Source organism: Kitasatospora sp. NPDC056446, assembly GCF_042796115.1.
Lineage (GTDB): Bacteria > Actinomycetota > Actinomycetes > Streptomycetales > Streptomycetaceae > Kitasatospora.
In genome coordinates this window covers 40,371-54,781 of sequence record NZ_JBHTRF010000010.1, presented here as the reverse complement: position 1 = coordinate 54,781, position 14,411 = coordinate 40,371, and the positions used below count along the sequence as shown (strand labels likewise).

The window sequence follows — 14,411 nt, the reverse complement described above, 5'->3', positions numbered from 1 at the left end:
ATCGAACATCTGTTCGCAAAGATTCAAGTCCGACCCCGTAGCCCGACCCGTCACACTCCGTGCCAGGTCACGGCGGGTGCCGCCGCCGGACGGGTGAAAACGCTCGGCCGACCGGACTACCGACAAATCTTTTTTCCTTGACAAATTTTTCTGTCGGTCAGATCCTGGAACAGTGCTGGACGTCGCTGTGATCGAAGAACCCGCCGCGGCCGAGGCGTCCTTGGACCCGATCCGGGCCCGGATCCTCGCCGCCCTCGCCGAACCCGGTTCGGCCGCCATGCTGGCCACCCGCCTGGGCCTGCCCCGGCAGAAGGTCAACTACCACCTGAAGGAACTGGAACGACACGCACTCGTCGAACTCGTCCAGGAACGGCGCAAGGGCAACGTCACCGAACGGGTGTACCGCGCCACCGCGGCCTCCTACGTGATCTCCCCCAGCGTCCTCGCCGCCGTCAGCCCCGACCCCTCCCGCTCACCCGACCAGCTCTCCGCCCGCTGGCTGCTGGCCCTCGGCTCGCGGCTGGTGCAAGAGGTCGGGAGCCTGCTCACCGGCGCCACCCGGGCCCGGCGGCGGGTCGCCACCTTCGGCATCGACGCACAGGTGCGGTTCGCCTCCGCCGCCGACCGGACGGCCTTCGCCGAGGAACTGGCCCAGGCCGTGGCGACCCTCGTCAGCCGCTACCACGACGAGTCCGCCCCCGACGGCCGCAGCCACCGGGTGATCGTCGGACTCCACCAGATCCCCGCGGTGGCACAGCCCGCGGCCGGACCCGAGCCTGAACCCGAGGCAGCGGCAGCGACAGCGACAGCGACAGCGACAGCACAGACCGGGACCGAGCCGAACCGGGCCGGGACCGAACCGAAGCAGGAGGACCCACGATGACGCACCCGTTCGAGATCGAGCTGGAGACCTCCCTGCCCGCGAGCCCCGACCAGGTCTGGGACGCGATCGCCACCGGACCGGGGATCGACTCCTGGTTCATGGGCCGCAACGAACTGGACCCGCGCGAGGGCGGCACCGCCGCCATGGAGACCGGGGGCCACCGCTCAGAGGCGGTGATCACCGCCTACGAACCCGGCAAGCGCCTGGCCACCCGTACGGCCGCCGCCGAGGACGGCCGCTTCATGGCCTTCGAGTACCTGATCGAGGGCCGGGACGGCGGCGCCACCGTACTGCGCGTCGTCCACAGCGGCCTGCTCGGCAACGACTGGCAGGACGAGTACGACGCGCTGCGCCGCGGCTGGCCCTTCCACCTCCACACGCTCCGCGAGTACCTCACCCACTTCACCGGCCGCACCGCCGTACCCGTCTTCGCCGCGGCACCGTCCGCCGGACGGCCGGAGCCGGAGGTCCGGGCCGCCCTCGCCGGCGCCCTGTCGCTGGCCCTTCCGGTCACCACGGGCGCACGGGCCCACGCCGAGCCGGCCGGACTGCCGCCGCTGGACGGCGAGGTGGTCTGGGCGGACGACGAGCGCCTCGAAGTCCGCACCGCCGACGGGCTGTACACCTTCCACCACGGCTCGGGCCTGGTGCTGATGTTCCACCACCTCTTCGGCGCCGCACCGGAGGGGGCCGAAGCCGCCTGGCAGCGGTGGCTGACCGGGCAGCTCGCCTGAGCCCGTGGACCTACCGGCCCGCCGACCTGCCGACCCGCTGACCCGCTGACCTACTGACCCGCAAGCCCGCAAGCCCGTACGAGAACCGAGGAACCACCCATGCGCACCCTGATCAGTTCCGCCTTCATCTCGCTCGACGGCGTCGTCGAGGCCCCCGGCGGCGAGCCCGGCTACCGGAACTCCGGATGGACCTTCAAGGACATCGACTTCGTCCCCGAGGCGTTCGAGATCAAGGGGCGGGAGCAGGAGGAGGCCACCGCGATGCTGCTGGGCCGGGTCAGCTACCAGGCATTCAGCCCGGTGTGGCCGGACATGGCGGACTTCGCCCGCTACCGGACCCTCCCGAAGTACGTCGTCTCCACCACCCTCACCGACGACGACCTGGTGTCGAACTGGGGCGAGACCACCATCCTGCGCTCGATCGACGAGGTCGCCGCCCTGAAGGAGACCGAGGGCGGCCCGATCATCGCCCACGGCAGCGCCGCCCTAAACCAGGCCCTCTCCGACGCCGGCCTGATCGACCGCTACCACCTGCTCGTCTACCCCCTGCTGCTCGGCGCGGGCAAGCGCCTGTTCAGCAGCACGGACAAGGACGCCCAGAAGCTGAAGCTGGTCGAGCACGAGGCCTACAGCAACGGCCTGCAGAAGCAGGTCTTCGACGTCGTCCGCTGAACCTATCTGCCCTGAAAGGGAATTGACTGTCCGTCAATTCCCTTTCAGGGAGCGGCGAACGGACTGCGGACAGTGGGCAGCGGAAATCGGTGGACGGGCCCCCGGTGATCGACAGACTGTCCCCATGACTGTGACGGATGACAAGACCGACCTGCGGATCTACCTCCAGGACGCCCGCGACGCCCTGCTCTGGAAGCTCGAAGGCCTCTCCGAGTACGACCTGCGCCGCCCGCTCACCCCCACCGGGACCAACCTGCTCGGGCTGGTCAAGCACCTCACCGGGGCCGAAGCCCTCTACTTCGGCGACACCTTCGGGCGCCCGTTCCCCGAGCAGGCCCCGCTGTGGTTCATCGGCGGCACCGAGCCGAACGGCGACCTGTGGGCGCGGGCGGACGAGAGCACCGAGGAGATCGTCGGACGCTACCGGCGGGTCTGGGCGCACTCCGACGCCACCATCGAGGCCCTGCCGCTGGACGCGACCGGCCGGCTGCCGTTCGGCGACCGCCCCGAACAGACCCTGCACCGGGTGCTCGTCCACATGATCGCCGAATGCCACCGGCACATCGGCCACGCCGACCTGGTCCGCGAACTCGTCGACGGCGCCGTCGGCCAACGCCCCGACGGCGCCAACACCGCCGAGGGCGACGCGGACTGGTGGCAGGCCCACCACGACCGCGTGGAGCAGGCGGCCCGGAAGGCCGGCGGACTCGCCTGACCCGCCGGCCCCTCAGGGCCGGCCACCCGACCCGCCCCTGAGGGGCCGCTGCCCCCGTGGCTCCCCGTGGTTCCCCGCCCGATCGGGGCGCGATCGGGGCACAGGCTACTGGGCCGGGCGGGACCTGTCGGTCGGGGTTTCAAGATGGCGGGCGAGGACGGCGGCGAGTGCGAGGTACGCCTCGACCTTCGCGGCTCCGACGAGAGTGTCGGGCGACACGCGTTTTGGCAGCCGGTCCAGATACGCACGGGCGGCGTTGGCGTGGTCAACGTAGTCACTCATGCAGGCCCCCCCTGAGAATGAACACACAATGTGTGTGGAGCCTACGGCTGTCCACCGGGCCGCGGAGCCGTTTTGGCGGATGTCCCGTCCGGACCGGGGTCGAGAATGCCACTGCCGGGGACCGGGGCATGACGAAGGCCCCGGCCGGCGGCAACTACCCGCTGACCTCGGCCTTTCAGGCGCTCACTGCGAAGTGCCCCGGTGGGATCCGAACCTGTGCACCCGCCTCCGGCGTACGGTGCTCCGATGAGCCTGATGGAGTGGATCGATTCCGAGGGCGGGCCACTGGTGCTCGTCCCCGAAGCGGCACTGGGTGCGTGGACGGGTTGTGCGGGCGCGGACTACGACCGGGCCTGCGGGACCGACGGCCACCTCGGGCTGCTGGATGTCGGCGGGGCGCAGGCGCTGGTCCTCGGCGAGGAGCCCGCGTCGACGACCTACCTGCCCGAACAGGGACTGCTGTTGCGCTGGGTGGCGGCGGAATCCGAGGAGGCGGTCCTCGCCGCCCTGCCACGGGCCCTGCGACTCGCCGCATGGGAGCCGGAGACGGTCTGGGAGGTGGCGGGCGGTCCGGTGTACCTCTTCGACGCCGGGTGGACGGGTGCGGAGTCCGCCGCCGAGGGACGGCTCCGCCTCGACCTGGCCGCCGGGCGCCACCGCGTCCGCGCCGCTTACGTGGAACCGGACGGGGAGACCTCGGTCATGCTCGTCCGGCTGGGGGCAGTGGACGCGGCCTCCGAGGCCTGACCCTGGACTGGACTGGGACCGGGCTGGGACCGGTCGCGAGGCCCGGGCCGGTCGGCGGGCGGCACGGGGTGGCCGCCGGGCTCAGGCATGATCGGCACGTGAACGGGGCGGAGCAGGGCGTGCGGGTGGCCGTGCGATGCCCGGACTGCGGGGGCGCCGCCGTCCGGAGCGTCGGGCAGTTCCTGATGAACGGGCGGGAGCTGTGGTGGGATTCCGCGCTCTCCTGCCCGCACTGCGGCACCGAACTGTGCGAGCACACGGGCCCGGAGCCGGCCCCGGAGGGCATCCGCGAAGCCCTGTCGGCCACCCACGGCCCGGCCCGGCTCCGGCTCGCCGGGCCGCTCGCCGATCCGCCGGCAGCGCCGCGGACGCTCCGCGAGGTCTCCGGGGCCTCGTTGTCCCGGTCGCGTGAACTCCTGGACCGGCTGCGGGACTTCGGCGCGGCCGGAGCGGCCGTCGAGATGGCGTACTGGCGGGTCCGGCTGGCCGAGCGGGGTGTCACGGCGGAGGTGTCGGACGGCTTCGGCCGGGCGTACCGGTACGTGGGGCCGCCGGAGCTGCGGACGGCGGGCGGTCCCGTCGGCCGACCGGTGCGCACGGCCGGGGAGTTCACCGCCTGGGCGGAGGCCCGTACGGCGGCCGAGCTCGCGGAGCCGTTCACCTTCGTCGTGGAGCTGGGCGGCTCGCTGCGCCTGAATCCGCGCCGCAGCGAGCACGTGGCCTGCGCGCGGCCCCCTGGCCGCCGGAGCGTGGCCCTCTGGTCGCCGAGCCGGTGGACCGTCGTGCCTCCCCCGGCCCGAAACCGGCCGGCGATGTCCGACCGGGCCGCTAGGGTCTGGGGATCGGGGACGGGGAAGGGCGGGGCACGTGGAGTGCGAGCAGGTGGCGGGGTTGCCGGACGGCGTGGTGCACGCGGGGAGCCGGGAGTTCCTGACGCGGGAGGGGCTGCCGGCCGCCGGGGCGTTCCTGGACTTCGGCGCGCTCGGGAGCGGGGAGCTGCGAGCCGCCCCGGGCGACACGCAGCGACTGTTCGTCCTCGGGGAGACGGACTACTGCACGCCCTTCGCCGCCGTCGGCAACCTGGTGCTGCTGGACGGCACGACCGGTGAGGTGTTCCTGGACAACGGCGGCCCGCGACGGGACCTGCTGGCCTCCGACCTGACCGCGCTGGCCGGGCTGGTGCGCGAGGTGGAGGCGGTCGCCGAGGCGGCCCGACAGCCTCGGGCGCTGGACGGGCGGCGCGGGCCGGCAGCCGTGGCCGAGGTGCTGGCGGAGGCCGGGCGGCGGATGCGGGAGGTCGATCCCGCGCTGTTCGGGGACGACGCCGCGCTGTTCGGGGACGACGCCGCGCCGCCCGCCCACTGGCCCACCGCGCTGCTGGTGCGGGCGCTGGGCTGGGGAGCGGCACCGGGCGGTCCGGACGGTCTCGCGTACGACATCGGCGCGGAGCTGGTGACGGAGGTCGCCGCGCTGACGGACGAGGAGGACGGCCCCGGCCGGGTCCACCGGTTCCGGCCCGAGCACCTGCCCGCCGGGCTGCGGCACGAGCCGACCCGGCGGCTGCTGACCGAGGTCGGGCTGCCGCTGGGCGGGGCGATATTCGGGGTGTGCGACGAGCCGCTGGTCACCATGGGCGAGGCCTACCCGGAGTACTTCGACGGCGAGGAGGAGCGCCCGTACCAGCGGGACTTCATCGCGCTCGGGGACTGGCCGACCGACCTCACGATCGCGCTGGACGGCGCCACCGGCCGACTGGAACTGCCCGACTGGTACGACGACGGCCAACCCGAGGCCTACCTGAACCGCGACCTGTCCGCCCTGCTCTACGCCCTGTGGACGTACGCGCGGCTGCGCGCCGAGTGGGAGCGCTGGGACTACGGCCGGGGCCGCGGCACCTGGGCCGTGTTCGACCCGCAGTCGCTGCTGAGCACGGTGGTGGACCGGCTGGTGGAGGCCGTCGACCCGGAAGCCTTCGCCTCGCCGGGCCGGTCCTGGCGGCTGCTCGCCGAGGACGGGCACATGGGTGGCCTGCTGGGGTGACGCCGCGGCGTCGTGCTCCGCCGGGCCGCCGCCGCGCACCTCCGGGGCGGGCGACGGTCGCCGGTACGCTGCCCCGGTGACGAACATCCGTACGGCGGCCAGGCGACGGCGGGCGGTGCTCCTCGTCGGCGCCGCAGCCCTCGCCCTCGCCTCGGCGGCCGGACTGTACGGCCTGCTGTACGTACGGTCGCTGCACTACGCCGAGCGGTGCGAACACGGCCAGGTGTCGGGCGGCGGGCGACTGCTGGAGACGGGCGCGTCCTGGCTGCCACCGGACGCCTGGTGCCGCTTCGAGCACCAGAGCCTGTCCACCACCCCGTTCTGGGCGCTGCTGGTGTTCTACGGCCTGCTGACGGTGGTGGTGTGGTCGACGACCGGACTGGTCCGGCTCGTCCGGCCGCGCCCGTACCCCGGGCTGGACTGGCAGCCGGGACGCGGGCTGCGCTGACCGGCCCCACCGGCCCGGTACGGCCCCGGGCGGCGGGCGAGGGCGACGGGCGACGGGCGAGGGCCCCGCGCGACGGCCGCGGACGACGGTGAGCGCACGACGGAAGGGGCTCCCGGGCCGGGCGTAGGCTGTGCGATTCGATCACTTCGATCACATCGAACACTTTGATCACATCGTTCACTCCGGGCGCTCGGAAGGAGCACGCGAGAGATGCACAGCGATACGGGGGACCTCTACCGCGCGTTCGCGGAGCGGGAGGCTCGCGGCAACTCCGCGATCTACCAGGACCTGGCCGAACACGTCGCCGGGGACGACCGGTTGCGCACGCTGCTGGATGGGCTGCCGGCCGCGAAGCGGCAGCCGAACCTGCTGTTCGGCGCGGTCCGCCACCTGGGCGGGCCGGTGACGGAGGGCTGGCCGGCCTTCCGGGACTGGGTGGCGGCCCACTGGGCCGAGGCATCGGCGACGATGCTGGAGCGGCGGACGCAGACCAACGAGGCGGGCCGCTGCGCCACCCTCCTGCCGCTGCTGGCGGCACTGCCGCAGCCCCTCGCGCTGATCGAGGTGGGGGCCTCGGCCGGGCTCTGCCTGTACCCGGACCGGTACCGCTACCGCTACCGGCACCTGTCGGCGGACGGGACGGGCGCCCCGGCGACCGAGTTCGGTGCCGTGACGAGCCCGGTGACGCTGGACTGCGCGGTGAGCGGACCGGTGCCGCTCCCCGCGTCCCTGCGGGAACGGCTGCCGGAGGTGGTGTGGCGGGCCGGGATCGACCTCAATCCGCTGGACGTCCGGGCCGAGGAGGACGTGCGCTGGCTGGAGTCGCTGGTCTGGCCGGAGCAGACCCACCGGCTGGACCGGTTGCGCGGCGCCGTCCGGGTCGCCCGGGCCGAACCGCCGCTGCTGGTGCGCGGCGATCTCAACGCGGCGGTACGGGAGTTGGTGGCGCAGGTACCGGCGGGAGCGACGCCTGTGGTGTTCCACAGCGCCGTACTCGCCTACCTGCCGCCGGAGGCGCGGGAGGAGTTCGCGGTGACCGTGCGGGAGCTGCCGGGGCACTGGATCTCCAACGAGGCGGTCTCCGTGCTGCCGGCCGTCGCCCGACGCCTGCCCCGCCCGGCCCCGGCCGGGTCCGGGCTGTTCGCGCTCGCCCTGGACGAGCGGCCGGTGGCCTTCACCGGCCCGCACGGGCAGTCCCTGGACTGGTTCGGCGAGGCATAGGCGCCGGGGGCGGTGGCGGTGGCGGCACCGGGCCGGAATCGGCAGGGGCTGGGGCTGGGCAGAGGCTCGGCAGGGGCTCGGCAAAGTGCTGGAAACGCGGACTTGAAGTTGCCGCAGCGGCAGCTTCTACCGTCGTGACCAGGGCCGGAGGAACCGGCCCTGGTACGACGAACGTGGGGAACCGGAAGCGAGGGGAGGCGGCCATGGCCTGGCCGATTGCGGAGGTCGCCCGGATGTCCGGGGTGACCGCCCGGACTCTGCGGCACTACGACGAGATCGGACTGCTGCCCCCGGCCAGGATCGGCTCCAACGGCCACCGCTACTACGAGGAACGGCAGTTGCTGCAACTGCAGCAGATCCTCGTGCTGCGGGCGCTGGGCGTCGGACTGACCGGGATCGCCCGGATCCTGCATGACCAGGTGGACCAAGTGGACGCCCTGCGGGGCCACCATCGGCAGCTGGTTTCCGAGCGCGACCGGCTGGACGCCCTGGCCGCCACCGTTTCCCGCACGATCGCCGACCTGGAACGTTCCCGAGAGGACGGCACGCCCATGACCATCAACCGACCCGAGAACCTGTTCGAGGGCATGCAGCCCGCCGACATCGACGCGAGCCTGCGCGACTTCCCCGAGCACGCCGAGGCGGCCCGGCGGGTGACCGCCGCGATGAGCCCGGAGGAGGTCGAGGCCGGGCAGCGCGAGCGGACCGCGCGCATGGTCCGTCTGGCGGAGCTGCTGGCGGCCGGCCACCCGGCCGACGCCGAGCCCGTGCAGAGCACGATCGACGAGGAGTACCGACAGCTCGGCACCATCCGGCCCGTCACTGTGGAGGAGTACCTCGCGATCGCGCGCTCCTGCACCGAGAACGAGCAGTGGGGTGCCGCGTACGAGGCCATCGCCCCGGGCCTGGCCGCGTACCAGCGGGCCGCCATGGAGGCGTACGCGGCGGCACGGCTGTCCTGACTCCTCACTCCTGAGACCGCGGGCCCGAGGCCTGGGCCCGCAGTCTCAGGGGTTCCGAGACCGCAGGTCCTGAGACCGCAGGCCCTGCCGGGGTCCTCTCCCGCCCGGGGGACGGGAGAGGACCCCGCCGTCACTCCGTCCGCAGCGCGGTGACCGTCCGGGTCCGGGCCGCCCAGGTGGCGGGCAGGGCGGCACCGAGCAGGGCCAGCACCAGGCCGCCGAGTATCAGGGGCCCCACCACCGCCGGGTCGAACACGCCGATGTCCGTGTCGGGCACCCCGATCCCGGCGGCGCGGGCCATCGCCGGCATCACCTGGTGGTGCACCGCGATCCCGATCGGGACTCCGATCAGCCCGGCGACCAGTCCGCTGGCGCAGACGGAGGTGAGCACCATCCCGACGGTCTGCCGGGGCGACATCCCGAGCGCCTTGAGCACCCCGAGGTCGTGCACCCGCTCCCGGGTGTCCAGGAGCACGGTGTTGAGCACCCCGAGCCCCGCGACCACGGCGAGCAGCAGTGTGAGCGTCGCCGCCAGGGTGTTCATCGCCAGCACCACGATGTTGATGTGCTGCTCGCCGGGAGCGGCGCTCAGCCCCATGGGCCGGACCGCGCTGTCCAGCGCGTCGGCGTACGCCTTCGCGTCGGTGCCCGGGGTGAGGTCGATGTGGAAGGCGATGGCCTCTTCGGCGACGGCGCCGCCGAGTGGGGCCAGCGTGGACCGGTCCAGCAGGACGGAGTCGCTGGTGCCCAGGACCTCACCGGTGATCGTCGCCGGGGTGGTGCGCCCGTGGTCGGTGAGGGTCACGGTGTCACCGACCTTCGCCCGGTTGGCGCGCAGGTAGGCGGAGCCGACCACGATCTCCCCTGGGCCGTGGAACCAGCGGCCGGAGACCAGCTGGTAGCCGTTCCAGGAGGCGTCACCGGTGAACGCGACCACCTCGGAGCGCGCGGTGCTCCCCGCCACGGCCACCGGCGTCGGGACGCTGCTGTACCAGGCCCGGGTGCCGGGCCTGGCCTCGATCGCCCTGGCCACGGCGGCCTCGTCCACGTGGCCGGCGGGGTCGGGGGTGCCCTCGATCGGGGTCTGGACCATGACCTTGCCCCCGCGCCCGCTGTCCAGGCCGTCCTGGAGCAGGCCGAGCGAGAGCGTCAGGCCGACGCAGAGGGTGACCCCGGCCGTACCGAGCACCACCGCGGCCGCCGTGGTGGCCGAGCGGCCCGGCCGGTTGAACGGGCTCGCCAGTCCGAGGCTCAGCGCACGCGGCACCGGCAGCCGGCCCACCCCGTTGCGGACCCTCGCCAGGAGGCCCGCCGCCCCGGCCCGGCCCGGGGCCCCCTCGGCGGCGGCGCGCTTGGCGCCCGGGGCCGTGCGGCCGATCGCGAGCGCCTCCACCGTGCGCAGCCGCCCGGCCCGCAGCGCGGGCACCAGCGCGGTGCCCGCCACCGCGGCCAGGGCCGCCGCCGGGACGGCGAGGTCCACCCAGAGCGGGATGCCGAGCAGGCCGCCGCGCAGGGCCTTGTGGGCGATGCCGAGGACCGGTACGGAGAGCAGGTTGCCGCCGAGCACGCCGAGCCCCGTGCCGATCCCGGCGGGGATCAGCGCCTGGCCGACGTAGGCGCGCGCCACCAGGGCCGGGGTGAAGCCCAGTGACTTGAGGATGCCGATCCGCCGGGTGGCGGCGGTGACGGCTCCGCTGACCACGACGCCGATGATCAGCACCGACATGGCCAGGCCGAGCGCCCCGAAGGCGGTGACGAACGGGACGAAGGTCGAGGCCGTCCGGTCGGCCTCCTCCTGCGCGGGCCGGTACGAGGTCGCCCTGGTGAGCGCGCCGGCCGGGACCGCGGCGACGATCGCGGCGTGGTCGGCCTCCACTTCGGCGTCGGTGCCGGCGTGGCCGAAGCGGTAGAGGTACTGGACGGCGGGCGTCGTACCGGGCGCGGTGAGCCCGGCGACCTGCTCGGGGGCGACCCAGCCGTCCGCGCTCCAGGAGACGGAGGCCGCGAGGCCGACCACCTTGAGCGTCGGATGCCCGGGGAGGTCCGGGAACTGCATGCTGTCGCCGACGGTCAGCGGGGAGCGGCTGTCCGGGAACACCACCTCGCCGGGGCCCGCGACCCAGCGGCCCCTGGTGATCCGCAGGCCGTCCATCGGGCCGTCCTGTGCCCGACCGACCAGCGTCATCGGAGGGAGCGGCGTGCCGGGCGACGGGATCCCGGTGCCCTCCCCCGCGCGCGGCCGGACGCCGACCGCCGGGTAGGGGCCGGCCGAGGCCGTCACCCCGGGCGCGTGGGCGGCCGCGGCGAGCTGGGCCGGGCTCGCCTTGGCCGGGTCGTACAGCACGTTCAGGTGCGCGCCGTGCTGGTCGGCGAAGGAGCGCTGGTACGGGCCCTGGGCGGCGACCAGCAGCCCGACCGCGAGGATGCACGCCGTCACGGACATCATCGTGGTGAGCACCATGACCAAGGTCTGGACCCGCTTGCGGCCCACCCCGGCCCGGACCACCTTGCCGAGCGCGCTCATGCGCCCGCCTCCCTTCGCTCGACCCCGGCCTTCGCCGACCCGCGGCTCCCCCGCGCCGGCCCCGTCACAGCAAGCCTCCGGAGGCCGGCACGGCAGCGGTGTCCCGGACCAGCCGGCCGTCGAGCAGCTCGATCGTCCGGTCGGCGCAGGCCTCGGCGAGCGCGGTGTCATGGGTGACCAGCAGGATCGTCTGGCCCTCCGCGTTGAGCCCGCGCAGCAGGTCGCGGACGTCGGCGGCCGAGGCGGTGTCCAGCGCCCCGGTGGGCTCGTCGGCGAGCAGCACCGGCGGCCGGTTCATCAATGCCCGGGCCACCGCGACCCGCTGGCGCTCACCGCCGGAGAGCCGGCCGGGGAAGGCCTTGGCGTGCCGGGCCACCCCCAGCCGCTCCAGCAGCTCCCCGGCCCGGGCCCGGGCCTGCTCCCGGCGCATCCCGGCGAGCTGGGCCGGGAGCAGCACGTTGTCCTCGGCGTTCAGGTCGTCGAGCAGGTTGAAGAACTGGAACACCATGCCGATCCGTGTCCGCCGGTACTCGGCCAGTGCCGCCTCGCCGAGCTTGTGGACGCCCACGCCGTCCACCTCCACCTCGCCCTCGCTCGGGCGGTCGAGGCCCGCGATCAGGTTCAGCAGGGTGGACTTTCCGCTGCCCGAGCGGCCGAGCACGGCCAGCGCCTCCCCGGCCCGTACCTCCAGGTCGAGCCCGGCCAGGGCGGGAGGGGCTGTGTCGGATCGGTCGTACGTCTTGCTGACGCCGCGGATCCGGATGATCGGCGCGTTCACGGGCCCTCCACGGTTCGGGGTCCGGCACCGGGAGGCCCCGGTCCGGCTGACGGAACAGACGCTACGAATCGGGGAGGGGCCGCGGACAACCGTCTGGACGGCGTCTTCGGGGTGTATCCAGATACACCCCGAACTGGGTGTCCAGGCCTAGAGCGTCGGTTGTCGGGGGCCGGGCACACTGAGCTGGCGAAGATCGGAAACCGGGGTCCGCGGAGGCTCCGGGGCCACGGGCTTCGGGGCCCCCGGCGGGGGTTCCCGGGACGGCGAGGGGGCGCGTCATGCGTGCGGAGACGAGTACGGCGGCGGGTACGGCCGCGAGGCCGGCGGCGGGTGCGGGCCTGGGAGCGAGTGCGGGCCTGGGAGCGGTGCTCCGGGCCGCCAGGCGGGTGAGCGGGGCCTGTGTGGACGGGGTGCGCGCCTGGTACGTGGTGACGCTGGCCGTGACGGGCCTGGTCTCGCTGCTGGCCGGGCCGGTCCTGCTGGCCGCCGCGCTGTTCGGCCCCGACGAATCCCACCTGTTCGGGCCGGGCGGCCCCCTCATCCTGCTGGTGCCGTGCGGGCCGGTCGCCCTCTGGGCGCTCTGCTGGGCCACCGGGGGCGGCGGCCGGGCGGCCGGGGCCGCGCTGTTCGCCCCGGGCGCGCTCGCGGTGACGGCGACGCACCTCTACGGCGGCGCCGCGCCCGGCAGCCGGTCCGTCTCGCTGTGGCTGGCGCCGTCACTGCTGGTGCTCGGGCTGTTCTGCGCGCGCTGGATCGCGACGGAGAGCCGGCGGGTCGTCGGCAAGTGGAGCGGGCGGCCGGTCCCGGTGCCGTACCGAGGCCGGGCCGGAGCCGCCGGCCCCTGGCAGCGGCTGCGGGCCGGCGGCTGGCTGACCGACCCGGCGACCTGGCGGGATCTGGCCTGGGCGCTGCTCAGCGGGTGCGCGGTGCTGCTCACCGCCGCGATCGTGGTGCTGACCCCGATCGCCCTGGAGATCTTCGGCCGGAACGGGACGTTCTTCCCGCTGTTCATCATCTACTCGATGGGCCTCTGGGTCGCCCCGGTGGCCGCGCTGTGGGCCGCCCCGCCGGTCCTGCGGATCCACGAGAGGGCCGCCCGGGCCCTGCTCGGGCCCTCCCGCCGGGCCGACCTCGCCCACCAGGTCAGCCACCTGGTGCGGACCAGGGCGGACACCATCGACGCCGGGGCGGCCGAGCTGCGCCGGATCGAACGGGACCTGCACGACGGCGCGCAGGCCCGGCTGGTGGCCCTGGGCATGCTGCTGACCGTGGCCGAGCAGCTGAAGGACGACCCGGACGCCCTCGGCCCGCTGCTGGCCGAGGCCCGGACCTCCTCGGTGAAGGCACTGGGCGAGCTGCGGGACCTGGTCCGGGGCATCCACCCCCCGGTACTCGCCGACCGAGGGCTGGCCGACGCGGTGCAGGCGACGGCGCTGGACCTGCCGCTGCCGGTCACCTTCACCGGCAGCCTGCCCGGCCGGGCACCCGCCCCGGTCGAGTCGGCCGCCTACTTCGCGGTCACCGAACTGCTGGCCAACGTGGTGAAGCACGCAGGCGCCTCGCACGTATGGATCGAGATAGGGCACAGTAACGGGCTGCTGCGGATATCGGTCACCGACGACGGGCGCGGCGGCGCCGACCCGTCGCGGGGCACCGGCCTCAGCGGAACCGAACGCCGACTGTCCGCCTTCGACGGGGTGCTCGCCATCAGCAGCCCGTCCGGGGGGCCGACCATCGTGAACCTGGAGATCCCGTGCGCGTTGTCATCGCCGAAGACCTCTTCCTCCTCCGGGACGGCCTGACCCGGCTGCTGGAGGCCAGCGGCATGGAGGTCACCGCGGCGGTCGAGAACGGGGAGCAGTTGCTCGCCGCGGTGGCGGCCGACCGGCCCGACATCGCCGTGGTCGACGTCCGGCTGCCGCCGAGCTTCACGGACGAGGGGCTACGGGCCGCGCTGGCGGCCCGTCAGGCCCACCCCGGGCTTCCCGTCCTGGTGCTGTCGCAGTTCGTGGAGCAGCTGTACGCGCGCGAGCTGCTGGCCGGCAGCACCGGCGGGATCGGCTATCTACTGAAGGACCGGGTGATGGACGGCTCCCAGTTCATCGACGCCGTCCGACGGGTCGCCCAGGGCGGTACCGCGATGGACCCCGAGGTGATCACCCGGCTGCTCACCCACAACTCCTCGGCGGGCCCGGTCTCCACCCTCTCCCCGCGTGAACGGCAGGTGCTGGCGCTGATGGCCGAGGGTCGCTCCAACGCCGCCATCGCCCAGCAGCTGGTGATCACCGAGCGGGCGGTCGCCAAGCACACCGCATCGATCTTCGTCCGGCTCGACCTCCAGCCCTCCGACGACGACAACCGCCGGGTCCTGGCCGTCCTGGCCCACCTCAACAACTCCTGAAAGG

The 14,411-nt window shown here is 74.1% G+C and carries 14 protein-coding genes; 11 read left to right on the top strand and 3 right to left on the bottom strand.

Translation table 11 applies throughout. The features are described 5' to 3' along the window. Nucleotides 1-172: 172 nt before the first annotated feature. The 4 genes from ACFQ6N_RS09460 to ACFQ6N_RS09445 all read left to right on the top strand — a co-directional run bounded on the left by ACFQ6N_RS09460 (nt 173) and on the right by ACFQ6N_RS09445 (nt 3,004). Nucleotides 173-883 carry an ArsR/SmtB family transcription factor gene (locus ACFQ6N_RS09460; protein ID WP_380648048.1) on the top strand — a complete coding sequence of 237 codons (711 nt, stop codon included), beginning with the start codon at nt 173-175 and terminating at the stop codon, nt 881-883. After that, a complete protein-coding gene (locus ACFQ6N_RS09455) occupies nt 880-1,617 on the top strand; it encodes an SRPBCC domain-containing protein (RefSeq protein ID WP_380648046.1) in 738 nt (245 codons plus the stop codon). The genes ACFQ6N_RS09460 and ACFQ6N_RS09455 overlap by 4 nt, the downstream gene beginning before the upstream one ends. Before the next feature lie 99 nt (nt 1,618-1,716). After that, on the top strand, nt 1,717-2,289 hold the full coding sequence (locus ACFQ6N_RS09450) for a dihydrofolate reductase family protein (protein WP_380648045.1): 573 nt from the start codon (nt 1,717-1,719) through the stop codon (nt 2,287-2,289). 124 nt (nt 2,290-2,413) lie between these two features. Next, entirely contained in the window at nt 2,414-3,004 is a 591-nt protein-coding gene (locus ACFQ6N_RS09445) for a DinB family protein (RefSeq protein WP_380648044.1), read from the top strand. Between the two features lie 105 nt (nt 3,005-3,109). Here ACFQ6N_RS09445 and ACFQ6N_RS09440 read toward each other — a convergent pair whose 3' ends face one another. Further along, nucleotides 3,110-3,286 (bottom strand): hypothetical protein, encoded by a 177-nt coding sequence (locus ACFQ6N_RS09440; protein ID WP_380648042.1) that lies wholly within the window; start codon nt 3,284-3,286, stop codon nt 3,110-3,112. A gap of 246 nt (nt 3,287-3,532) precedes the next feature. Between ACFQ6N_RS09440 and ACFQ6N_RS09435 the strand changes: the two genes are divergently transcribed. From ACFQ6N_RS09435 to ACFQ6N_RS09415, 5 genes are all read left to right on the top strand, one after another. Next, entirely contained in the window at nt 3,533-4,033 is a 501-nt protein-coding gene (locus tag ACFQ6N_RS09435) for an Imm21 family immunity protein (protein ID WP_380648041.1), read from the top strand. Nucleotides 4,034-4,915: 882 nt separating this feature from the next. Continuing rightward, a complete protein-coding gene (locus ACFQ6N_RS09430) occupies nt 4,916-6,073 on the top strand; it encodes an SUKH-4 family immunity protein (RefSeq protein WP_380648040.1) in 1,158 nt (385 codons plus the stop codon). A 76-nt stretch (nt 6,074-6,149) separates the two neighbouring features. Next, on the top strand, nt 6,150-6,521 hold the full coding sequence (locus tag ACFQ6N_RS09425; RefSeq protein WP_380648039.1) for a hypothetical protein: 372 nt from the start codon (nt 6,150-6,152) through the stop codon (nt 6,519-6,521). Between the two features lie 210 nt (nt 6,522-6,731). Further along, nucleotides 6,732-7,742 (top strand): DUF2332 domain-containing protein, encoded by a 1,011-nt coding sequence (locus ACFQ6N_RS09420; RefSeq protein WP_380648038.1) that lies wholly within the window; start codon nt 6,732-6,734, stop codon nt 7,740-7,742. Nucleotides 7,743-7,945: 203 nt separating this feature from the next. After that, nucleotides 7,946-8,704: a MerR family transcriptional regulator gene (locus ACFQ6N_RS09415; protein WP_380648037.1), complete on the top strand. Its 759-nt coding sequence runs from the start codon at nt 7,946-7,948 to the stop codon at nt 8,702-8,704. Between the two features lie 130 nt (nt 8,705-8,834). On the opposite strand, the gene ACFQ6N_RS09410 is transcribed toward ACFQ6N_RS09415, so the two are convergent. Together ACFQ6N_RS09410 and ACFQ6N_RS09405 are read right to left on the bottom strand one after the other, a co-directional pair. Beyond that, the gene (locus ACFQ6N_RS09410) at nt 8,835-11,228 is read right to left on the bottom strand and encodes an FtsX-like permease family protein (RefSeq protein ID WP_380648036.1); all 2,394 of its coding nucleotides are present in this window, start codon (nt 11,226-11,228) and stop codon (nt 8,835-8,837) included. Between the two features lie 64 nt (nt 11,229-11,292). Then, nucleotides 11,293-12,006 (bottom strand): ABC transporter ATP-binding protein, encoded by a 714-nt coding sequence (locus tag ACFQ6N_RS09405; RefSeq protein ID WP_380648035.1) that lies wholly within the window; start codon nt 12,004-12,006, stop codon nt 11,293-11,295. Between the two features lie 278 nt (nt 12,007-12,284). Between ACFQ6N_RS09405 and ACFQ6N_RS09400 the strand changes: the two genes are divergently transcribed. Beyond that, a complete protein-coding gene (locus ACFQ6N_RS09400; RefSeq protein ID WP_380648033.1) occupies nt 12,285-13,808 on the top strand; it encodes a histidine kinase in 1,524 nt (507 codons plus the stop codon). Beyond that, a complete protein-coding gene (locus ACFQ6N_RS09395) occupies nt 13,760-14,407 on the top strand; it encodes a response regulator (protein WP_380648032.1) in 648 nt (215 codons plus the stop codon). The genes ACFQ6N_RS09400 and ACFQ6N_RS09395 overlap by 49 nt, the downstream gene beginning before the upstream one ends. Nucleotides 14,408-14,411 lie beyond the last annotated feature (4 nt).

What these genes read in the sequence shown, in the direction of transcription:
- ACFQ6N_RS09410 (WP_380648036.1), bottom strand. Translation starts at nt 11,228, where the DNA reads ATGAGCGCGCTCGGCAAGGTGGTCCGGGCCGGGGTGGGCCGCAAGCGG.
- ACFQ6N_RS09400 (WP_380648033.1), top strand. Translation starts at nt 12,285, where the DNA reads ATGCGTGCGGAGACGAGTACGGCGGCGGGTACGGCCGCGAGGCCGGCG.
- ACFQ6N_RS09440 (WP_380648042.1), bottom strand. Translation starts at nt 3,286, where the DNA reads ATGAGTGACTACGTTGACCACGCCAACGCCGCCCGTGCGTATCTGGAC.
- ACFQ6N_RS09435 (WP_380648041.1), top strand. Translation starts at nt 3,533, where the DNA reads ATGAGCCTGATGGAGTGGATCGATTCCGAGGGCGGGCCACTGGTGCTC.
- ACFQ6N_RS09455 (WP_380648046.1), top strand. Translation starts at nt 880, where the DNA reads ATGACGCACCCGTTCGAGATCGAGCTGGAGACCTCCCTGCCCGCGAGC.
- ACFQ6N_RS09450 (WP_380648045.1), top strand. Translation starts at nt 1,717, where the DNA reads ATGCGCACCCTGATCAGTTCCGCCTTCATCTCGCTCGACGGCGTCGTC.
- ACFQ6N_RS09415 (WP_380648037.1), top strand. Translation starts at nt 7,946, where the DNA reads ATGGCCTGGCCGATTGCGGAGGTCGCCCGGATGTCCGGGGTGACCGCC.
- ACFQ6N_RS09420 (WP_380648038.1), top strand. Translation starts at nt 6,732, where the DNA reads ATGCACAGCGATACGGGGGACCTCTACCGCGCGTTCGCGGAGCGGGAG.
- ACFQ6N_RS09445 (WP_380648044.1), top strand. Translation starts at nt 2,414, where the DNA reads ATGACTGTGACGGATGACAAGACCGACCTGCGGATCTACCTCCAGGAC.